Genomic DNA, 23071 nt, shown 5'->3' with positions numbered 1-23071 from the left:
TGTCAACAACGGCGTTGTTCAGGACCCGTGGCGTCGGCTACCGGATGCGTGATCGGTAATAATTGTGTGCTTCTGCCGAAGCAGACACGAAAAGAGCAACATGCCTGTCAATATTTGAGCTTAATACACTTTTCTGCAACGATTGTTGCGCAGCTTGCTCATGGAATCGAACGGGGGGATCCATCATGGTCACAAACAGAAAATCAAAGCGGGAAAAGCAGTTCGAGCAGGCAGCGGCAATCGCTGCGGCACAAGGCAAGGTGCTCGTCGAACCGTTTGCGCTGTTTGGGCGTGCCAGCGAGGATGACCTTGATATCTACACACCCGAGATGCTTGCCCGTGCCGCGGCCCGTGCGGCCATCGATCTGAGAGCCTGGGACGGCAAGTCCGCGCATATCACCATCGACACGGTCGAAGGCATCGAGCAGAACGGTGCAGCCGTTAGCGTGCTGTCGATCGTCGACCGCAACAAGCCGTTTCTTTACGATTCCGTGATGGGTGAGGTCACCAGCCAGTATCGCGACATTTTCCTGGCGGTTCACCCGATCCTGACCAGCGGCAAGGCCGAGTGGACGTTGGCTGACAAGAATGCCAAGGCGAAGCACCGGGTCAGCTATATCCAGCTGCACCTGTCGGCGTTGTCGGAAACACAGGCTGTCGCTCTGATCGGCCGACTGGAAGCCGTTCTCGCCCAGGTCGAGGTCGCATCGACCGACTGGAAGCCGATGCTTTCTGTTCTCGACAAAGCGCTTGAAGAGCTGGCCGCACAGCCAGCTTCCCGACGCAAGGCCGATCGCGACGAGGCGATTGCCTTCCTGGAATGGCTGCGAAATGACAATTTCACCTTCCTTGGCATGCGGGACTATACCTATACCGGCGAAGGTGCCGATGCGCAGGTGGAACGGGGCAAGGGCCGCGGCCTGGGCATATTGTCCGACCCTGATGTGCTCGTGCTGCGCCAAGGCCGCCATGCGGTGACCACGACGCCGGAGATCCTCGCCTTCCTGCAGGGGCCGGACTACCTGATCGTCACCAAGGCTAACGTCAAATCCGTCGTGCATCGACGGGCCTACATGGATTATATCGGCGTCAAGCGGTTCGATGCGGACGGTCGAGTCATCGGGGAACTGAGAATCGTCGGCCTGTTCACGGCGACCGCCTATACGCGGTCGGTCAATCACATTCCGCTGCTGCGCGCCAAGATTGACAAGGTGGTCAATCACTTCGGCTTTGACCCTCTCAGCCATTCCGGGCGCATTCTGCAGAACACCCTGGAATCCTATCCGCGCGACGACCTTTTTCAGATCGATGCGGAGATTTTCGCCAAGTTCTGCGAGCAGATCCTTGACCTGACCGAACGCCCGCGCGTTCGCGTGCTGCCGCGTATCGATCATTTTGACCGCTTCGTATCGTTGATCGTCTACGTGCCGCGCGAGGACTACAATTCTGCCGTTCGCGAGAAGATCGGCGCCTACTTCACCTCAGTCTATGATGGTCATGTGTCTGCCTATTATCCGGCCTTCCCTGAAGGCGGCGTGGCGCGTGTTCATTTCATCATCGGCCGTTCCGAAGGCAAGACGCCCCGAATTGCGCAGTCGCGTCTCGAAGATGCCGTGCGGCAGATCACCACCCGATGGGAAGACCGGTTCACCGCGCTGGCCGGTCCGTCTGCCCCGCAGCTCGTCGTCAGCAGCGCCTATCAGGAAGCCTTCGCCGCCGAAGAGGCTGTTGCCGACCTTGCCCATATCGAAGCGTGCCTGAACGGAGAAACGATCAGCATTGCGTTTCACGAACAGGCCATGGATGAAGGCAGTGCCCTTTACCTCAAGGTCTTCCATCGCGGCGCGCATCTGCCGCTGTCCCGCCGGGTGCCACTGCTGGAAAACCTTGGCTTCAGCGTCATCAGCGAGCGAACCTTCGACATCGAGGTTCCGGCCGACGACGGAACGCTTAGGGAACTCGTGCTTCACGACATGGAATTGCAGGTCCAGGGCGGTCAGGCGTTCCGTCTCGACGCCCAGGGTGCCCTTGTCGAAGAGGCATTTCTCGATTCCTTTTCGGGTCGCGTCGATAATGATGCATTCAATCGCCTGGTGCTTGGCGCCGGCCTGACGGCTCGCCAGGTCACCGTGCTCAGAGCCTATGCGGCCTATCTGCGGCAATGCGGCGTCGTCTATTCGCAGAGCTACATCGCCGATACGCTGAACAAGTATCCGGCGATCGCCGCCGCTCTTCTTCGCCTGTTCGAGGCCTCCTTCGATCCGGCCCTTACGGACAAAAGCCGGGCACGGCGGCTGGCCGATGGGCACAAGGAGATCGAGGCCGCGCTGGCGGGCGTTCCGAGTCTTGACGAGGACCGTATCCTGCGCCGCTACGTCAACAGCATCGACGCGACGCTCAGGACAAACTACTTCCAGAAACAGGCTGTCACGGCGGCCCGGCCGATGCTGGCCTTCAAGTTCGATCCACAGCTCGTCGAGGGATTGCCGGAACCAAGGCCATTCCGGGAAATCTTCGTCTATGGCGTCGAGGTCGAGGGCATTCATCTGCGCTTCGGCAAGGTGGCTCGCGGGGGTCTGCGTTGGTCGGACCGGGCGCAGGATTACCGCACCGAAGTGCTGGGGCTGGTCAAGGCGCAGCAGGTCAAGAACGCCGTGATCGTGCCGGTCGGTGCCAAGGGCGGGTTCTACCCCAAGCAATTGCCAAGTGGCGGCAGCCGCGAGGACTATCTGAACGCCGGCAAGGAGGCCTACAAGACCTATATCCGCACCCTGCTGTCGATCACCGACAATATCCGCGACAGCGCGATCGTGCCGCCACCGGAAACGATCCGGCTGGATGGCGACGATCCGTATTTCGTCGTGGCGGCGGACAAGGGCACCGCGACGTTTTCCGATACTGCCAATGGGTTGGCGCGGGATGCCGGCTTCTGGCTGGACGATGCCTTTGCCTCGGGCGGTTCGGCCGGCTACGACCACAAGAAGATGGGCATCACCGCCCGTGGCGCCTGGGAGGCGGTGAAGCGGCATTTCCGCGAGATGGATATCGATATCCAGACGACGCCGTTCTCGGTTGCCGGTGTTGGCGACATGTCGGGCGACGTTTTCGGGAATGGCATGCTGCTATCGGAGAAAATCCGCCTGATCACCGCGTTTGACCATCGGGATATCTTCATCGATCCCGAGCCTGATATCGAACGGTCCTTCGCCGAGCGGACCCGACTTTTTGGCCTGGCCCGTTCAAGCTGGCAAGACTATGATCGAGCCACCCTTTCCAAGGGTGCCATGATCATTTCCCGCACTGAGAAGTCCGTGGCCCTGACGCCCGAGGCGGCGCAGGCGATCGGGCTCGACAAGCTGACGGCCACGCCGTTCGAGATCATGACGGCGATCCTGAAAGCGCCGGTCGATCTCCTGTGGTTCGGTGGTATCGGCACCTATATCAAGGGTGCGACGGAGACCGACGCGGAGGTTGGCGACCGTGCTAACGACGCGATTCGCATCACATCAGGCGAAGTGCGGGCCAAGGTCATCGGGGAGGGCGCCAATCTCGGCGTGACGCAGAAGGGTCGTATCGGCTATGCCCTGCAGGGTGGACGCTGCAATTCCGATGCGATCGACAATTCCGCCGGCGTCAATTCGTCCGATATCGAGGTCAATATCAAGATCGCGCTGGCCTCGGCGATTGCCTCCGGCAAACTCACCTTCCCCGAGCGTGACAAACTGCTGGTCGAGATGACCGAGGAGGTGGCGGATCTCGTTCTGCGCAACAACTATCTGCAGCCGTTGGCGCTTTCGTTGAGCGAGCGGCAAGGCACGGGCAACCGCGAAGAACTTAGCCGGCTTATCTATGTGCTGGAAAAGGCCGGACGGCTCAATCGCAAGGTCGAGATGCTTCCCGACGACCAGGCGATCGCCGAACGCTATTCGTCCGGGAAGTCGCTCACCCGCCCCGAGATCGGGGTTCTGCTGTCCTATGCCAAGATCGTTCTTTTCGACGCGCTGGTGGATAGTACCCTGCCGGATGATCCCTATTGCCACCAGATCCTGTTTCAGTATTTTCCAGAAAAGATGCGCAAGGACTATCGGGACGAAATTTCGGGTCACCGGCTGCATCGCGAAATCATCTCCACCGTTCTTGCCAATCATGTGATCAATCGCGGTGGTCCGGGCTTCGTGGCGAGCGTCAGCGATGCCACGGGCGCCTTGCCGTCCGAAGTGGTCAAGGCCGCTTTGCTGGTGCGCGATGGTTTTGAGCTTCCAGGTCTCTGGGCCCGGATCGACGCCCTCGACGGCAAGATTCCTGGCAAGATCCAGAACGATCTCTATGCCAAGGTCGGCCAGGTCTATTGCGATGTGACGAAGCTCTTGATCGAGACCGGAAATGCCAGCGGTCCGATGGCCGAGGCCGCCGAGAGGTTGAATACGGCGGTACGGTCGCTGCTGCAGTTGATCGTCTCGGTCGCGCCCGACAGCGTGTCGGAACGGGTGGTGGCAGAGGCGACGGAGCTTTCGAAAGCCGGCGTGCCGGCGGACCTTGCCCTTGATGTCGTTCGCCTGTCCCTGCTGGCCCTTGCACCGGAAATCATGCAGATCGCGCAAACGACAGAGAGCAAGTTGGCGCGGGCCGCCGAGGGGTATCATGCGGCGACGGAAACCTTCCGGATCGGCCGATTGGTGGAAACGGCACAGCGCGTCATGACCAGCGATCACTACGATAGCCTTGCTCTGACCCGAAGCCTTGACCGGATTGCCGCGGCACGACGCGACATTGTCATTGCGGCCCTGTCCCAGTACCGTAACGAGCGCAATCCGATCGAGGCCTGGCGCGCCGGAGACAGCGTACGCATCGACCGGCTGGGAGCCGAACTGGTTGCGCTTAGCGAAGGCGGCGAACCCAGTCTTTCGCGGATCACGGTGGCCGCCGGGCTGCTCACCGATATTGCGCATAACCGCTCGTGATGCCACTGTCTGCCCCGGGACAGACAGGGGAAGGTAGCGGCGGTGATTGAGAGCAAGGCGGCTGTAATGGAGCAGCCCCAGGTGTCCCGAAGAGGGATCTGGGGCTGGATGTTTTTCGATTGGGCGGCCCAGCCGTTCTTCACGGTGGTCACGACCTTTATCTTCGGACCCTACTTCGTGTCCCGGATGACCGAGGATCCGATTGCCGCGCAGGCCACGTGGAGCAATATCGCCACGATCTCGTCGGTGATCATTGCCATCCTGGCGCCGATCCTGGGCTCGATTGCCGACGAGAGCGGGCCACGCAAGCCGTGGATCGCTTTCTTCGCCGTGATCAAGATCATATGCCTGTGCCTGCTGTGGACGGCGGCCCCGGGCTCCTCGGTCATCTATCCCGCTGTTTTCATGATTCTCGCTTCGATCTCGGCGGAGTTCTCGATCGTCTTCAACGATTCGATGATGACCAGGCTCGTCAACCGCGACAATGTCGGTCGTGTCTCCAACATCGCCTGGGGGCTTGGCTATCTCGGCGGGATGATCGTGCTGATCTCTGTGGTGCTGTTTCTGGCGGCAAGCCCTGAGACCGGGCGCACGGTGATCGGCATGACGCCCCTGTTCGGGCTTGATCCGGCAGCCGGCGAGGATGCTCGCATAACCGGACCGATCTCGGCGCTCTGGTACCTGGTCTTCATCCTGCCGATGTTCCTGTTCACGCCCGATATGGGGGCGGGAAAACCGTTGGCTGCGTCGGTTCGCTCGGGTCTGCGGGAAATCGGCCAGACGATCGTCGGGCTGAAGGACCGGCCCGGCATCATGCGGTTTCTCTTGAGCCGGATGATCTATCAGGACGGGGTCAATGGCCTGCTGATCCTCGGCGGTGTGTTTGCCGCGGCAATGTTCGGCTGGTCGACCATGGAAATCGGCATTTACGGCATCATTCTGAATGTCGTGGCCATTGTCGGATGCCTGGCGGCGGGTTCGGTGGACCGGCGGCTCGGCTCGAAGATCACCGTTCTGATCAGCCTTTTCCTGCTGCTGGTCGCGACATTCGGAATCATATCGACAGGTCCGGGCTTCACCCTGTTCGGATTGGTGGGGCTTCCGGTGGCCGATTCAGGTGGCATTTTCGGAACGGTCGCCGAGAAGGTCTATATCCTCTATGGATTGCTGGTGGGCATTGCCTTCGGCCCGGTCCAGGCCTCGTCCCGCTCCTATCTGGCGCGCAGCGTCAGCGTCGAGGAGGCGGGCCGCTATTTCGGCCTTTATTCACTATCTGGCCGGGCCACGAGCTTCATGGCCACCTTGAGCTTTTCGCTGATCACGTTCTGGTCGGGATCGGCTCGGGCCGGCATGGCAAGTCTCATCTTGTTTCTCGCCGTCGGCTTCCTGCTGCTGCTGAGAACGCCTTATCCTGCCTCCGCCACGCAGGCCGCACGCACGGCATAGCAGCGGTTTCGCGGCCGCGACCGGCTCTTCCCGCAGGGGCGGAAGCCACCCGTCGCCGGGTGGCTCTTCGGTTGCTCAAAGCGTGATGCTAAAGCCCTCGGGCTTTGCCTTTAGCTTCTTGCCGTCGACGGTCACCGCGTAACCTTCGGCCTTGCGTTCGACCCGGATCTGGTAGGTCTTGTCCAAGACGGTCAGTTCGGCCTCGAAACCGGTCCAATCGGCGGGAAGGGCCGGCGAGAGGAGCAGGGACTTGCCCTGCCTGCGGATGCCCAGAATACCCTCCAGCGCGAAGCGGTACAGCCAGCCTGCGGATCCTGTATACCAGGACCAACCGCCGCGGCCGGCATAGGCGTCGCCGCCATACACGTCCGCTGCCACGACATAGGGCTCGACCCGGTAATGGTCCGCCGCATCGCGGTTACGGGCGTGGTTGACCGGGTTCAGCATGGAGAACACCTTCCAGGCATCGTCCGGCCGATCCAGCTTGGCAAAGGCGAGACCCGCCCAGATGGCTGCATGGGTATACTGGCCGCCGTTTTCGCGTACGCCGGGCGGATAGGACTTGATGTAGCCGGGATCGTGGCTGCTCTTCTCGAACGGCGGGGTGAAAAGGCGCACAATGCCTTTTTCTTCGTCCACCAGATTGGCAAGAACAGCATCCATGGCCGACTGCGCTCTGTCAGGGCGGGCCTGCGAGGACAGAACCGCCCAGGATTGCGCGATCGAATCGATCCTGCACTCCTCCGACGTCGCGGAGCCGAGTGGCGAGCCGTCATCGAAATAGCCGCGGCGATAATATTCGCCGTCCCATCCCGCCGTTTCAAGCGCGTCCTTCAGGACTGTCAGATGAGCGGTCCACCGGTCGATTCGGGCGCGATCGCCCCGCTCCAGCGCATGGGCCAGGAAGTTGGTCAGCGCATTGGCCAGGAACCAGCCGAGCCAGACGCTTTCGCCACGGCCTTCGATGCCGACGCGGTTCATGCCGTCGTTCCAGTCCCCGCCGAGGATGAGCGGCAGGCCATGGATGCCGGTGCGAGAAACCGCGAGGTCCAGCGCACGGGCGGCGTGCTCGTAAAGCGGCGCGCTTTCCTGGGAGACGGTCGGCTGGAAGAAGGAATCGTGCTGGTTTGCAGCAAGCTGCGGGCCTTCGATAAAGGCGACAGCCTCCTTGAGGATGGCCTTGTCGTCCGTTGCCGCGATATAGCTGTCCACAGCATAGGCCAGCCAGACCACGTCGTCCGAAATCGTGCTGCGGATGCCAGCGCCGGTCTGCGGCAGCCACCAATGCAACACATCGCCTTCCGGGAACTGCCGGGCGGCAGCGTTCAGGATTTGCCGACGGGCCAGCGATGGGTCGAACAGCAGGAAGGCCAGGCTGTCCTGCAACTGATCCCGGAAGCCGTAAGCGCCGCTGGCCTGATAGAAGCCGGCACGGGCGCGGATCCGGCAGCCGAGCGTCTGGTAGGGCAGCCAGTTGTTGACGAGGTGATCAAAGGCCTTATCGGCCGTCTTGACCTTCAGATGGCCGGAAAAGCCCTTCCAGAAAGTCTTGCTCTCCTCAAGCGCGACAGCGAAGCCCTTGGATCGGCTTGCGGTGATCAGGTCGCGGGCGGCCTGGATGTCGGTCGTATCACCGAGGATGAAGCAGATTTCGCGCTCCTCGCCGGCGGCCAGTTCGAGATCGTAAGCAAGAGCCGCGCAGGGATCCCCCTCCGTCTCCAGGCTATTGGAGAGCTGCGAAGCCTTGGCGACTGCCTGGGGCAGCTGGACGGTGCCGTGGCGACCGACGAATTCGCGGCGGCTTGCGGTGAAGCCGTTCGCCGGCAGGTCGGCCGTCAGGAAGGCGATCCTGCCGGAATAGTCGATGCTATAGGGATTGGTCGCAAACAGCGCTCCGGTTTCCTCGTCCTGGGAGGCCAGCACGAACGGTGCCGTTTTCTGCGGATTGTTGCCAAGAACCCATTCGACATAGCCGTAGACGCGCAGGCGGCGTGCCTGGTTGCTCGAGTTGCGGATGAGGAGCCTTGAGAGTTTCACCGGTTCGCTGGCATCGACGGTCTGCGTGACTTCCAGCTCCAGTCCGCGATTGTCGCTTCTGAAGACGGAATATCCGAGGCCATGACGGCTTTCAAAACGACTGTCTTCGCGGCGGCCGATCGCGGCAAAGGGCGAATAGATGCTGCCGTCGTCGAGATCGGCGACATAGATGGCTTCACCTGGCCGATTGCCGACCGGATCGTTGGTCCACGGCGTCAGCTGGTAATCGCGGGAATTGCGGCTCCAGCTGAAGCCTGCCCCTTCGGCCGAGACATGGAAGCCGAACTGCTCGTTGGAAATGACGTTGATCCATGGCTGCGGCGTGGTTTGGCCCGCTGCCAGCCGGACAACATATTCCGAACCATCGGCTGTGAAACCGCCGTAACCGTTCCAGAAATCGAGGCCTGAACCGAGGCCTTCCACCGGTGCCGCCGGGGCGGACAGGGCGAGGGTAGGAGGCAGGCCCTGCCATTCCATGTCCATGCCTTCCGGCACGCGCGGCGAGGCAAACAGCGAGGTTGCCCGGTTGACCTGATCGACGATCTTGCCGTTGCGGGCGTGGAAGACAACGCGGGCGGCGGCCAGCAGGGCCTGCCAGGTGCTTTCCTCCATCAGATCGCGACGGACTGCGAAGACATGCTGCTGCGAGCCGTCGCCCTGATGCAGACGCAGGTTTTCGCACAGGTGTTCTAGGGCATGCTGCATGTCTTGGGCATAGGAGGTGGCGCGTTCGTTGACGATCACCAGATCGGCGATCACGCCGCGCTTGTGGAGATATTCCTGCGCGCTCAGCGCTTCGCGGACGACCTCGATATCCATGTCGTCATTGATGCGCAGGGCAAAGATCGGGTGGTCGCCGGATATCGCCAGAGGCCAGAGAGCCGATTGCGATGCGAGCCCGCCCTTCACCGTTTCCGGATCGGCCCGCAAATGGGTGTCGGGATAAACGAGGTAACGGGCCAGATGCTGGAAGGCTGCGGCCTGCTGCGAGGTGATGCCGATATGGCGCATCTCGACCTGCGCCCGGGTCCAGGCATGGATGAGTTCATGGCTGAAGGTGTCGGGATGGCGATAACGCTCGATCGCCTGGTCGACTTCCTCGCGGTTCGGCGCCGCAATCGTCCAGAACACCAGGCTGACCTTCTTGCCGGACGGAACGCGCACGGTCCGCCGCAGGCTCAGAATCGGGTCGAGGGTGAAGCCGTCGGTGCCCGACAGGGTCGCGCCGGGGTCGAAGGCGGCGGCATCGGCGAGGCTGCGCCCGCGGCCGATGAACCGGTTGCGGTCGGTCTCGAACTCGGTCGAACGGCTCAGCCCGGCATTGTCGGAGACCAGATGGGCGACGCAGACATCGGGATCGGACGGGCTGCGCTTGTTGCGCTCGACCCGGATCACATCACCACGGCGGCCGAGTTCCGTCTTGACGAACATGCGCGAGAACAGCGGATGGGCGTTGTCGGCATCGTCCTCTGCCAGCACCGGCTCCAGATAGGAGGTCACCTCGATGAAGCGGTCCTCGGCCCCTGTGTTGAGGAGGGTGACACGCCGACCTTCGGCATCGTGCTCGGTGGCGACGATGCATTCGACGTTACTGGTGATATCGCCAACGGTCTTGTAGAACTCGGCCTTGTCGTCGCCGAAGATCGCCTTGCTCTTCTCGTCTTCCGCCCGGCGTGGCGTCGAGGTCGTCGACCACCATTGGCCGCTTGCGGTGTCCCGCAGGAAGATGAAGGTGCCCCAGCGGTCCTCGGTCGGATCCGCCTTCCAGCGCGCTACCGACAAACCATTCCAGCGCGAGAAGCCGGAACCGGTGGCCGTCAGCATCACCGAATAGTGGCCGTTCGACAGCAACACGACTTCGCGGTCCTTGACGGCCGGATCGGTGACGGTACGGATTTCGGGGCGCAGCAGGTCAGACTGACCCTTGCCGGGTGTCTGTGGCTCGTATTTGGCGCTCATGACCGGAATTTCGCGGGGCGCCTTTTCCTGCAGCAACAGTTCGGCAGCTTCGATCACCGGATCCGAATGGAAGAGTTCACGCAACAGGCCGTTGAAGGCGACGTTGGCGACGGCTGCAATCGACATGCCATGGTGGTGGGCATAATAATTGTAGACGACCGCGCAGGTCTTGCCGTCAGGAAGACGGGTCGGCGTGAAGTCGACGGCGTCGTGGAAGCCGTAGGCGCCAAGCGCGCCGAGCTTGCGCAACCGTTCCAGGTTCTCCAAGGCCGCCTTCGGATCGTATTGGCTGGCCAGAATCGAGGCATAGGGCGCGACGACGGCATTCTGCCCGAGGCCACGCTTCAGGCCGAGGGTCGGCACGCCGAAATTTGTATACTGATAGGCCAGCTGATGGTCGCGAGCGTTGAAGGCCGCTTCCGAAATACCCCAGGGGATGTTCAGCCGCTTGCCGTGGTTGATCTGTTCCTTGACCACGAGATTGTTGGTCTGGTTCAGGATGCCGCCCTGGCGCTCCTGCATGACGAGCGGCGGCATCAGGTATTCGAACATTGAGCCCGACCAGGAGATCAGCGCAGCTCTGGAACCGACCGGCACGACCTGACGGCCGAGCCTGTACCAGTGTTCGGTCGGCAGGTCGCCCTTGGCAATGGCAAACAGGCTCGTCAGGCGAGCCTCGGAGGCCAGAAGGTCGTAGCAGGCCTCGTCCAGTTCGCGGCTTTCGACCCGGTAGCCGATCGACAGAAGGCGCCGTTCCGGGCGGAACAGGAAGGCGAAATCCATCGAGAAGGCGATATCGCGGGTCCGGTCGCGCAGATGGGCAAGCCGCTGGCGCAGAGGTTCGATATTAGACAGATCGAAGGCTGTGTCGGAGATATGCGCTTCGCAAACATTGACCAGCGATTCCGTCCAGCGGGTGATCTCGCTGCTCTGTTCGGTGCGCACCTCGTGGTGCAGGTTGGCGGCGAGTTTCTGGATATCGCGGGCCAGAACCGCCAGATTGATGACGCGGATCGAGGCGAACTCGTGTTCCCGCTTGACCGCAGCCAGGGCATTGTTGAAGCCAACGATCCGCTCGTGCAGGCGGCGGCGCAACGGACGGACGGTCTTGCGATCGTCGGGCAGTTCGCTCAGCGCTTCGAGCAGAATTCCGCCGACATCGCCGATGCCGTCGAGATTGCCCTGAAGGTGGGCGGACGGCGCTTCGGCCCAGTCGCGGCAGGCGGACGAGACGGCGATGAGGTGGCCGGCCAGGTTGCCGCTGTCGACCGCCGAGATATAGCGGGGTCCGAGCGTCTTCAGGCTGTCGGTGTGATACCAGTTGTAGAGGTGGCCACGGAACTTATCCATCCGCTCGACCGTCGCGACCGTCTGCTCCAGCCGCTCAAGGGTCTGCTCGAAACTGAGCCAGCCGAAATGGCGGGCGGACACGACCGAGAGGAGATAAACGCCGATATTGGTGGGCGAGGTTCGCCGCGCCACGACCGGTTCCGGCGTTTCCTGGAAATTGTCCGGGGGCAGATAGTTCTCGCCGGCCGTGACGAAGGTTTCGAAATAGCGCCATGTGCGCCGGGCAATGCGGCGCAGCTCGATGGATGCTTCTTCGGGAACAAGAAGACGGTCTTCCGTTTCAGCCGACTGGCTGACATACCAGGCGATCAATGGCGACGCGAGCCAAAGCAGGGCGAAGGGTATGCCAACAAGAGCGCCATAGCCAACCTGTCCGTAGGCGAGTGCCAGGGCCAGGACGGCCATGACCGGGGCATGCCGCATCGAGCGGTAATAGGTGGCGATGGTTCCTTGTGCGGAAGACTGGATGCTGGCCGCGGTCTTCCATTCAAGCAGCAGCCGGCGGCTGACGGCCAGACGGTAGATCGAGCGAACGATGGCGTCCGCCATCATGCAGGCCGTATCGGCAATGAAGACGATGCGAAGGGCGACCTGAGCATTGGCCGCACGCATTTCCGACCACAGCGAATGGAAATGGGCGCTGGGCACGATATCGCTGGTGCGGGGTATGAGGCCGGAAATCAGCGACAGGGTGGGGGCGACGAACAGGCAGAAAATCAGCAGGAGCTGCCAGATCACAGCTCCGGTTGGCCCCATCGCGTACCAGCCGATGAGCGAAGCGAGCAGCCAGGCGATCGGGGTCAACGAGCGACGCAGGTTGTCGATCATCTTCCAGCGGCCGAGCGCCGTGATACCGCGGGACGGGTCGAAGATATAGGGCAGCAGCTGCCAGTCGCCGCGGGCCCAACGATGCTGGCGCGAAATTTCGACTTCATAGCGGGTCGGGAAATCCTCGACCAGTTCCACATCGGTGACCAGGGCGCAGCGGGCCAGGGAACCTTCGAGAAGGTCGTGGCTGAGCACGGTGTTCTCGTCGATGCGGCCCTTCAGCGCCGTCTCGAATGCATCAACATGATAGAGGCCCTTGCCGGTAAAGGTGCCTTCGCCGGTAATGTCCTGATAGACGTCTGAGACCGTAAAGACGTATGGATCGACGCCGCGGTTGATGGAGAAGACGCGCTGGAAGACCGAGGCATCCTCGCCGGTGGTCAGCGACGGCGTGACGCGCGGCTGCAGCAGACCGTAGCCGTTGATGACCCTGCCGGTTTTCGGATCGGCGACGGGACGGTTGATCGGGTGGTAGAGCTTGCCGACCAGCTTGGTCACAGCGTCGCGCATCAGGCGCGTGTCGGCATCAAGGGTCATTACATACTGTACGCCTTCCGGCACGACATTGGCGCCCGGCAGGTAGGACGTATCGCGATCGCCGCGCAGCAGCATGTTGAGTTCGTGCAGCTTGCCGCGCTTGCGTTCCCAGCCCATCCATACGCCCTCGGAGGGATTGAACTGCCGGCGGCGATGCAGAAGATAGAAGCGCGTCTTGCCATCCTGGGCGTAGCGGGCGCTGAGCGTGGCGATCTCGCGCTTGGCATAGGCCAGCACTTCCTGATCTGCGAGGCTCTCCTCGATCTTGCTGTCCGGCCAGTCGCTCAGCAGCGCGAAATAGATCTCGCCGCGTGGATTGGTCAGATAATGGACCTCGAGATTGCGGATGAGTTCATCCACGTGGTCGCGATTGGAAATCAGGCAGGGGACCGCGACGAGGGTGCGGGCGTCCTCGGGAATGCCTTCCTTGAACTCGTAGCCGACCAGACGTGCCGGTTTGACCACGAATGTCACCAGCGTGTTGAACAGCCCCGTGGCGCCTTCCGATGCCGGAAGGGAAAACAGCAAAAGGAGGATCACGACAATGGGGAGTGACAGCCCGGCATCGACCAGGTACCAGCCGACGAGCGCCAGCGCCAGCGCCGTCAGGCATATCACCGGAACCGCGATGGCCAGCCAGTTGAGGCGACGGATGATCCGCACCAGATACTGAAGCAGCGGTGGACGATAATCGATCGCCTTCTCCAGCTTCTTGCGGTGCATGCCGACCAGAAGATTGCCGACATTTGGCGGCACGGACGGATCGTCTTGCGATTCGGCGGCTTCGGCGGTCATGTCGATTGCGGTCTGGGCAATCTGCAGTTCGCTCATCTCGGAGCGGCGGGCCAGCCGTTCGATCGTGTTGCGATAGGTATTGCGCGAGCCGAAGTCGAGATCATTGTAATCGCTCTGCTGGCGAAGGATCTTGTCGACGTGGCTGACTTCCTCCACCCAGACTGCCCATTCCGTATCGTCGATTTCCCGAAGGCTTCTGACGATGTTGCCCATCGTGACATTGCCGGACGACAGGCGGTTGTGCTCGGCCGTCATCGCCTCTTCGACATTGCGCCCGGATTTTTCCAGATGGTCCTCAAGCCAGGATACGGCAAAGCTGGAGGTCTGCGAGCCGTTGCGCAACCGGTAGAGGAACTGGGTGGCAAAGGTATTGTCGTCGGCCATCGGCTCGATCTGCTTCAGAAACTCCGCGCAGGTCAGCGGGTCGTTGAGGCGGATCACCTCGTCGGCGGCTTCGTTTGCCTTGCGGCGCATGCGCCGCGAGCGCTCGACGCGGGTCGAAATCCGCCGCAAATTCTCGATGAGTACGAAACGGATGATCGACGGCAGAGCCCAGAGTTCGCCGATTTCGAGCGGATAGGTGGCCTGATATCCTTCGACCAGCGCGGTCAAGCTTTCCTGCGACACGGTGCTGTGGGTATGGGCCACGTAGATCCAGGCAAGTGCCATGGTCCGCGGGATCACGGAATTGCCGATCTCGACGGTGGGCAGCTGGCGGTAGAAGCGGCGGGGGAAGTCGCGGCGGACTTCCTGGATGGCTTCCTCGATGACATAGTGGTTGTCGAGCAGCCATTCCGCGGCGGGCGTGATCGTTGCGCCGGTTTCGACATCGGCGGCTGTCGACCGGTAGACGCGCAGGATCTCCCGCTCGTTCTCTTTGTGCCTTGCAAAGAAGTTGAACTCGAAGAATCCGGGCAGGTCGTTACTGCCGTGAATGGCCAGATCGGAGCCCTGGGTCTTGAGTTCTTCTATGGAGAGATAGGCGGCGCGGATCGAATCGTTGTGATCGATATTCTTTGTTTCAGGGTCGCGCGGCGCAGCAGACGGCGTCATAGGAAGGGACATGTGCTCGGATTCTATAACCAGCCAGAGTGATAATGGGTGTCGCTTGGACTTGTTCCTGTCTTGGGCCTTGCTCAGTGCAGAAACGGTTTTCGTCTATCAAATGTGACATGAGAAAACCAGCAATGCGCAATGGCGCCGATAAAGAACCTGTCCATGCGGGGATCGTGGAGAGCCTTGGCCTTGAAAATGGTCTTTTTTATGCCGATTTTCAAAGCACTAGCCGCAAAGTCGAGTGTTTGGTCTAGCCAATTCACCGGGAATTGCAAAGCAGTTCCGCATGGATTGCTTGCAGCATCTCTCCTCCTTCTCCCCCGCCATGCATATAAGCAGATTACTTTGCTTTCGTCATCTCACCCCGCGTCCGGACGATCCGGATAGCAGATGACGGAGAGAAATCGGATCGGCAGCTTGACCAGAACCTCCGGGCCGTGACGGGCGTCGGCGTCAAAGAACAGGCTGTCGCCCGGGCCCATGGGATAAAGCTTGTCGCCGTGGCGATATTTCACCTCGCCTTCAAGCATGTAGATGAACTCCATGCCTTCGTGCTGGAAGGTCGGAAACGTGTCGGAATCGGCGGTCAGGGTAATCAGGTACGGTTCAACCTGAACGCCGCTGGCGCTGTTGCCGATATGTCCGAGCAGGCTGTACTGGTGGCCCGCCCGCGTGCCGCGCCGCTCAATCTCCAGCCCTTCGCCCGCCTTGACGAAGACCGCATTGCGCACCTCTTCGAAGCGGCGGAAAAAGGCAGTGACCGGTACGCCGAGCGCCCTGGCCAGCGATTGCAGGGTTGTCAGCGACGGCGACGTGTTGCCGTTCTCGATCTTCGAAAGCATGCCGAGCGATATGCCTGTGGCCGACGCCAGATCGGCGCCAGTGATACCGAGTTTCTTGCGGAATGCCCGGACTTCGTGGCCGATGGCGATTTCAAGATTGTTCTCCTTCGGATCGCGAAGCGCATGGGGATCCTGGCGAAGCACCGCCTTGGCCTTGGCGTCTGCTGCGGGCGCTGTCGTCTTCGAAGGATCGCCATCGGATTTCACACGTGCCATCAAGGACCCCCAAAACCTTAAAACATCTCAGGAAAACCCGTAGTCCATCCAGACGTCGGAATCCATCGTCTCCTGTTGTGAAACAGCAGGTGCGGTCAGGCCGTGGCACCGATGGTGTGGTATTGATGGATCTCGATCAGGGCCGGGCCGGGCTGTTGCGATGCCCAGAGCAGGGCCTCGGTCAATTCGCCGATCGCTGCCAGGCGTCGGGCCGGCACGCCGTAGGCCCTGGCGATCATCGGGAAATCCGGGGCAGATGGTGTGACCCCCTCCGGCTCGATGCCGCATTCGAGCATGTGGTTCTTGATTTCCTCGTAACCGTCGTTGTTCCAGACAAGGAAGATCACCTTGGCGGCGATATCCTTTGCCGAGCCGATTTCCGCCAACGAGAATTGCATGCCGCCATCGCCGGCCAGGCAGACGATGGGCGTTTGGGGTTCGGCGACGCTGGCGCCGATGGCGGCGGGCGGGCCGTAGCCGAGCGCACCGTAGCCGGTGGCGGCATTGAACCAGCCGCGCATTCGTCCCGCCTCGTAGTAGAGATTGCCGGAATAGATGGCCTGGGTGGAATCGCCGACGATGATGCAGCCGGGCAGGGTGTCGCGAATGGTCTCCAGGATCGAGATTTCGCCGCGCATCTTGTCGGAGAGTTCGGCAACCGCTGCCGATCGCGTCGCCTCCGCGCGGCGTTCGCCGTGGTTCTCGGCCCTGGGGCCGTTGATTTCGCTTAGAAGGTCGTCGACGAAATTGTTGACGGTGGACAGGACAGAGACCGCGGCGGCGGGGCCGCGCGACAGTTGTGCCGCATCGACATCGACGCGGACAAGGTCGTGCAATTGCGGAAAACCGCCATCGACATACATGTCGTAATCCGTCTGCCCCATCTGCGTGCCGAGTGCCATCACGAGATCCGCATCGGCAATCAGGCGCCGGACCGAGGTAAGACTTGGGCTTGCCGGCACCGAGAGCGGATGACCGCAGAAAAGACCGCGCGCGTTGACGGTGGTGACCAGCGGCGCGTCCAGGCGTTCGGCCAGAAGCTCGATGCCCGGGGCAGCCGACAGGGCGCCGCCGCCTGTGATGATCACCGGCCGTTCGGTCCGCCGGCAACGCTGGGCGACATCCAGCACGGTCGCCAGGTCAGCCCGTGGTCTCGGGATGGAGCCCATGACGATCTCGCCAAGCTCGATGGGTGCGGCCATCACATCCGTCGGGATTTCGATATGCACCGGACCCGGTCGCCCGGCCCGCATCAGCAGGAAAGCCCGATCAATGACGTCGGGCAGGTCCGCGGGGTCCATCAGGGTATGGGACATCAGCGCGAGCGAGGCGATCATGGCGTGCTGGTCGGGCAACTCATGCAGCCGGCCGCGGCCGTGGCCGAGCGAGGCGCGGGCGTTGACGCCCGATATCACCAGCATGGGGACGGAATCCTGATAGGCCTGCGCCATGGCCGTGATGGTATTGGTGAGGCCGGGGCCGGTAATCACCAGGCAAACGCCCGGCTTGCCGCTGACGCGGGCATAACCGTCCGCCATGAAGCCGGCACCCTGTTCATGGCGCGGTGTGACATGGCGGATCTTGGATCCGGCAAGGCCACGATAGAGTTCGACGGTGTGGACACCGGGAATGCCGAAGACGACCTCGACACCATAGGCCTCGAGCAGCGTGATCAGGGCTTCTCCGACCGTTCTTGCGGGCGTGGTCGTCATGCGCGCTTTCTCCCCGGCTGCGCCAAGTCGGCGGCCAATTCGTTCATGCGCTGCGCTGCCGTCTCCAGCCGATCATCGGCAACGGTCAGGGAAATGCGGATAAACGTCTCCGCCTGTGCACCGAAGGAGGAGCCGGGCATGACGGCAACGTGTTTTTCGAGCAGCAGCCGTCTTGCGAAGGCCGCTCCCGTCAGGCCGGTTGCCGAGACGTCGACGACGATGAACATGCCGCCCTCCGGCATCATCGGCGTCAGAATACCGGCTTCGTTCAGCACGGCGTCGACCAGTCTGGCCCGGCGGGCATAATTGCCGCGCATGATGGTCGATGTCTCGAAGGGCTCAGTCAGCGCCATGGCGGTCATGTCGGCGATGAAGGGCTGGACGCCAAACAGCATGGTTTCGGAGACCGGCAGCAGCCGATCGCAGAATTCCTGCGGGCCGACGGCCCAGCCGCTGCGGAACCCGGGTGCGGCATGGGACTTGGAGATCGAGGAGACGACGATGGTGCGCTCGACCAAGTCCGGGTTGTCGAAAGGTGAGGCGAAATCGAGATCGAAGATCAGTTCCTCATAGACCTCGTCGCAGACGATCCACAGATCGTGCTCGATGCAGACCTGACCGATCTCGGCAATCTCCGCCGCCGACAGCACGGCTCCGGTCGGATTGTGCGGATTGTTGAGCAGCAGCACGCGGGACTTGTCCGTCACGGCCTTTGCCAGATCGGCGGCCTGCATGTGGAAACGCGTCTCAGGATGCAGCGGCACCGGGATCATCTCGGCGCCCGTCGCGGCAATCACGCCCTCGTAGGTGGCATAATGGGGGTCGCCGACAAGAACCCCTTCGCCTTGCTCGACCAGGCCCAGCATCACGGCAAAGAGCGCGGTCTGGGTGCCGGGAAAACATAGCACGTTGCGCTCCGTCACGTCGGCGCGGCGTTTTGCATATTTGCCGACCAGAGCCCTGACGACGGAATGTTCGCCCCGACCGTTCGAATAGCGGGTCCGCCCGGCATTCATCGCCCGGCTGCATTCCGCCAGCAGTGCCGGGTCCGGCATCACATCGGGTTCGCCGATCGTCAGTTCGATGACCGGAATGCCCTGTGCGGCCATGGCCCGCGCTTCGATATGGGTGGCCCATTTGCCGGAGCCGAGATGGGCGAGGCGTTCGGTGATGGAGGCGTAGCGCATGGGAATCCCCGTTTCTCTAAAGGGTCTGGTCGTTGTCCGAGAGGTTTAGACCGCCGAGCAGCGCGCTGACGGATTTAAGCGCAAGGCCAGGCAGCGGCTTGTCGTCGAACAGATCGCCGGCCAGCGAACCCTCCAGCCAGAGGCCGTCGATCAGGCCGTTGATGGCGATGGCATAGTCGCGGCACTCGGCCGGATCGGCAGGGCGGCCGCTTTCGGTCAGAAATTGCCGGACCAGGGTTTCCAGCGCATCCAGGAAGGAGAGGTAGTTTTCCCGATGGATGCGGGCGAATTCCGGATCGACTCGGACATGGCTGATAAAGGCCGCCCAGAGCGACAGGGTGCGGGCATCGGTGACCGGCGGCGTCAGATTGGCGACGATGAAGTCGTGCAGCCGTTGCCGGGCACTGGCGCCGTCCATTTCCGCGGCCAAGATCGCCGGGGTGCTCATGGCTTCCATGGTCTCGCGATAGGCGGCTTGCAGCATCTGGTCCTTGCCCTCGAAATAGTGCCGGATCAGCCCGCCGGTCACGCCGGCCCGCCCCGCGATCTGGCGCACCGTCGCACCCTGCAGGCCAAATTCCGCAATGCAGTCGAGCGTTGCCGTGATCAGGTCCTGCCGCCGCTCCGCTTCGCCGGCCCGATGGAAGCTGCGTCGGTTCATGGCATCTGCCGCAGGATGGGCCGGGTCAGGCAGGTCGGTCCGCCTTCACAGGCAATGCAGAGTGCGTCGGCTGCAAAGGTTTCGACCGTGCAGCCGGCCGCTTCCATGGCCGCCTTGGTCTTGTCGAAACCTTCGACCATGATGACGTGGCGCGGCGAGGTCGGCAGGACATTGAGGTTCAGGCCGTTGCTGGCGGCAAACTCCTCTTCGGGCGCCACAACCAGCTGGATGCCTTTTTCCTTGAGCAGGAAGTAGAAAGCTGCCGGCAGCAGCGGGGCATGGACCAATGCCAGATCGGCGGCCAGCGGGCTGATCACCGACATCAGATGCAGGCAGGCCGCTTCACCGTGCCAGAGCGGCAGGTCGAAGCCGAGAACGTCGATGCCGTGGGGCTTCAGCAGTGCCTGCATCTGCTCGATGCCGGCCTGGTTGCTGCGCACGCCGCGGCCGATCGCCAGCGTCTTGGCATCCACCCAGACGCAGTCGCCGCCTTCGATCGTGCCCGGTGCCGCGATGCGGCCGAGGACTGGAATACCGGCCTCGACATAGGCCTTTTCATGCAGCGCCGGCTCGTCCATACGCAAGGGCTTGCCCATGCGCAGGATGATGGCGCCATGCTCTGACATCAGCGAGGGATCATGGGTGAACATGGCATCGGCAAGACCATCGCCCTGGTCGTCCAGCCAGAGGATCTCGGCGCCTGATCTGGCAACCAGGTCGGCAAATCGGGTGTATTGGGCAACGGCCTTCGCCCCGTCGAAAGTTGGGCCGTAGTGCCATTTCTCCGGATCGGCGGATAGCAGGCTGGGGCCGGGGCGACGCATCAGAACGCGTGCGAGCTTCGAGGCCATGTCCTGCGATCCGTAGTTCTTCATGCCGTGCTCCCAGCTTTGCGCCGGGAACTTTGCTCGCCGACAAACCTAATTTCTTTTTATTATACGCTTGAATAATTACGGCACAAGTGCAAAACTCCCGACCAATTGCCGGGCGGAGCCAGCGCTGCACCGGTTGAATAGAAGCTGGCGGGAACAGTTGCAGCAGCGAAAACCGGAGGCTTCTCCGGGCATTGGCGGTATTGATGGCGGAATCGGCGCAAGCCATAGAAGTCCGGGACCTACACAAGCGTTTCGGGCCCCTTGAGGTCCTGAAAGGGGTCTCCCTGTCGGCCGGCCAAGGCGACGTGATCGCCATCATCGGCGGCAGCGGCTCGGGAAAATCAACCTTTCTTCGATGTATCAACATGCTGGAACTGCCGAGCGCTGGCTCGGTCACCATCCATGGCGAGACCATCGCCATGAAAAAGGATGGGCACGGCGGTCTCATGCCGTCCAATCGCCGACAGGTTCAGCGCATCCGCAGCCGGCTCGGCATGGTCTTCCAAAGTTTCAATCTGTGGCAGCACATGACGGTCCTGCAGAATGTCGTGGAAGTGCCGATCCATGTGCTGGGCGTCCAGCGGGATGCGGCCATGGCGATCGCCGAAACCTTGCTGAAGCGTGTCGGTCTCTATGAGAAACGCGATGCCTATCCGGCCTTCCTGTCCGGCGGCCAGCAGCAGCGCGCGGCCATCGCCCGGGCGCTGGCCATCCAGCCGCTGGTCATGCTGTTCGACGAGCCGACCTCGGCGCTCGATCCGGAACTGGTCGGCGAGGTGCTGTCGGTGATCGGCGACCTGGCGCGCGAGAAGCGCACGATGATCCTCGTCACCCATGAAATGAAATTTGCCCGCGAGGTCGCCAGCCACGTGGTGTTTCTGCACAACGGCATCATCGAGGAGCAGGGACCTCCCGATGCGCTGTTCGGCGCGCCGAAATCCGAGCGGCTGAAGAAATTCATCAGCTCGATCCACTGAATACAGACCATTTCGACACAAGACCAATCAAACAAGACAGGGGAAGTCTCATGAAAAATGCTCTGAAAATCGCCGTTCTGGCCGTGGCGCTCGGTGCCGGTGCCATGGGCGCTGCCGCCCAGGAGGTTAAGGTCGGCTTTGCCGCCGAGCCCTATCCGCCGTTCACCTCGCCGGATGCATCCGGCAAATGGGTCGGCTGGGAAGTCGAGTTCATGGAGGCGATCTGCACGGAGGCCAAGCTCACATGCGTAATCACGCCGGTTGCCTGGGACGGTATCATTCCGGCGCTGACGTCGAAGAAGATCGACATGATCATCGGCTCGATGTCGATCACGGAAGAGCGCCTGAAGACCATCGATTTCTCCGATAAGTACTACAACACCCCGACCGGCGTCATCGGTCCGAAGAGTGAAAAGTTCGAAGCGACTCCGGAAGGCCTGGCCGGCAAGATCATCGGCGTGCAGGTTTCGACCGTGCACCAGGACTATGCCACCAAGTATTTCGGCGAGAAGGCTGCCGAGATCAAGGAATACCAGACCCAGGACGAAGCCAATCAGGATCTCGCATCCGGCCGCGTCGATGCCGTCCAGGCCGACGCCATTGCGCTGGACGCCTTCCTGAAATCCGAGCCGGGCGCCTGCTGCGATCTCAAGGGCAATGTGAAGGACGATCCGGCCATTCTCGGCGCCGGCGTCGGTGTCGGCCTGCGCAAGGGCGAGACCGAGTTGAAGGACAAGATCAATGCCGCCATCAAGGCGATCCGCGCCAACGGCAGCTATGACACCTTCTCGAAGAAATATTTCGACTTCGACATCTACGGCGGCTGATATCGCCTGACATTATCGATGCGCCGGCACCTGTCCGGCGCATCGGCAGCATCCTCGCAATCGGGTACTCGTCATGGCAGCACCGACCGGCGGCATGTTCGATCTCAGTCTTCTGGCGTTCTCTCCACCCGGGTGGGGCGGGGTTCTTCTTGTCGGCTTCCTGCATTCCCTGCAACTGGCCTTCGGCGGCTACATCCTCGGCATCCTCATCGGCGTCGGCGGCGCCTTCGGCAAGCTCTATGGCGGGCCTATCCTGAAAGACCTGCTGGAGGTCTATACGACGGTGATTCGCGCCGTGCCGGAACTGGTGCTGATTCTGCTCCTCTATTATGCCGGCACCGACGCGCTGAATGCGCTCCTGAGTTTCATGAACATGCCTCTGGTCGATATCAGCGGGCTGGTCGCGGGCATTTTCGTGATCGGCGTCGTGCAGGGGGCCTATTCCACCGAGGTTCTGCGTGGCGCCATCAAGGCCGTGCCGTCCGGCCAGATTGAGGCGGCGCGAGCCTTCGGCATGTCGCCCCTCAAGGTCATGCGTCGTGTCACGCTGCCGGCCATGCTGCCCTATGCCATTCCAGGGCTTTCCAATCTCTGGCTGATTGCCACCAAAGACACCGCCCTTCTGGCGGTCGTCGGCTTCAGCGAGCTGACATTGGTGACGCGCCAGGCGGCGGGCAGCACCAAGGCCTATATGCTGTTTTTCCTAGCGGCGGGTGCGCTCTACCTGTTGCTGACGCTGGTCTCCAATGTCGTCATCGGCATCATCGAGCGCCGTTCGCGGCGCGGCATCGCGGAGCCGATCTAG

The 23071-nt window shown here is 62.0% G+C and carries 11 protein-coding genes; 5 read left to right on the top strand and 6 right to left on the bottom strand.

All coding sequences use genetic code 11. The features are described from left to right. Positions 1 to 185: 185 nt before the first annotated feature. Together HFC70_RS22525 and HFC70_RS22520 are read left to right on the top strand one after the other, a co-directional pair. Positions 186 to 4961: an NAD-glutamate dehydrogenase gene (locus HFC70_RS22525; protein WP_168475535.1), complete on the top strand. Its 4776-nt coding sequence runs from the start codon at positions 186 to 188 to the stop codon at positions 4959 to 4961. A gap of 66 nt (positions 4962 to 5027) precedes the next feature. After that, positions 5028 to 6407, top strand: coding sequence for an MFS transporter (locus HFC70_RS22520; protein WP_246735917.1), 1380 nt, complete (start codon positions 5028 to 5030; stop codon positions 6405 to 6407). Between the two features lie 75 nt (positions 6408 to 6482). On the opposite strand, the gene HFC70_RS22515 is transcribed toward HFC70_RS22520, so the two are convergent. The 6 genes from HFC70_RS22515 to HFC70_RS22490 all read right to left on the bottom strand — a co-directional run bounded on the left by HFC70_RS22515 (position 6483) and on the right by HFC70_RS22490 (position 20462). Continuing rightward, positions 6483 to 14978 carry a glucoamylase family protein gene (locus HFC70_RS22515; RefSeq protein ID WP_168475533.1) on the bottom strand — a complete coding sequence of 2832 codons (8496 nt, stop codon included), beginning with the start codon at positions 14976 to 14978 and terminating at the stop codon, positions 6483 to 6485. 350 nt (positions 14979 to 15328) lie between these two features. Beyond that, positions 15329 to 16027, bottom strand: a complete 699-nt coding sequence (locus HFC70_RS22510) for an XRE family transcriptional regulator (protein ID WP_168475532.1) — start codon at positions 16025 to 16027, stop codon at positions 15329 to 15331. A 95-nt stretch (positions 16028 to 16122) separates the two neighbouring features. Further along, a complete protein-coding gene (locus HFC70_RS22505) occupies positions 16123 to 17739 on the bottom strand; it encodes a 5-guanidino-2-oxopentanoate decarboxylase (protein WP_168475531.1) in 1617 nt (538 codons plus the stop codon). Next, positions 17736 to 18926: a pyridoxal phosphate-dependent aminotransferase gene (locus tag HFC70_RS22500; protein WP_168475530.1), complete on the bottom strand. Its 1191-nt coding sequence runs from the start codon at positions 18924 to 18926 to the stop codon at positions 17736 to 17738. The genes HFC70_RS22505 and HFC70_RS22500 overlap by 4 nt, the downstream gene beginning before the upstream one ends. 16 nt (positions 18927 to 18942) lie before the next feature. Further along, positions 18943 to 19587, bottom strand: a complete 645-nt coding sequence (locus tag HFC70_RS22495) for a TetR family transcriptional regulator C-terminal domain-containing protein (RefSeq protein ID WP_168475529.1) — start codon at positions 19585 to 19587, stop codon at positions 18943 to 18945. Then, complete coding sequence (locus HFC70_RS22490; RefSeq protein WP_168475528.1) at positions 19584 to 20462, bottom strand: dimethylarginine dimethylaminohydrolase family protein; 879 nt, start codon at positions 20460 to 20462, stop codon at positions 19584 to 19586. Before HFC70_RS22490 ends, HFC70_RS22495 begins: the two co-directional genes overlap by 4 nt. A gap of 203 nt (positions 20463 to 20665) precedes the next feature. On the opposite strand from HFC70_RS22490, the gene HFC70_RS22485 reads away from it, so the two are divergent. The 3 genes from HFC70_RS22485 to HFC70_RS22475 all read left to right on the top strand — a co-directional run bounded on the left by HFC70_RS22485 (position 20666) and on the right by HFC70_RS22475 (position 23071). Next, entirely contained in the window at positions 20666 to 21439 is a 774-nt protein-coding gene (locus HFC70_RS22485) for an ABC transporter ATP-binding protein (protein WP_168475527.1), read from the top strand. Between the two features lie 50 nt (positions 21440 to 21489). After that, positions 21490 to 22266: a transporter substrate-binding domain-containing protein gene (locus tag HFC70_RS22480; RefSeq protein ID WP_168475526.1), complete on the top strand. Its 777-nt coding sequence runs from the start codon at positions 21490 to 21492 to the stop codon at positions 22264 to 22266. 73 nt (positions 22267 to 22339) lie between these two features. Further along, positions 22340 to 23071 (top strand): ABC transporter permease, encoded by a 732-nt coding sequence (locus HFC70_RS22475; RefSeq protein ID WP_168475525.1) that lies wholly within the window; start codon positions 22340 to 22342, stop codon positions 23069 to 23071.

The organism is Agrobacterium sp. a22-2 (assembly GCF_012276985.1).
Taxonomy (GTDB): domain Bacteria; phylum Pseudomonadota; class Alphaproteobacteria; order Rhizobiales; family Rhizobiaceae; genus Allorhizobium.
This window is presented reverse-complemented; position numbering and strand designations above follow the sequence as displayed.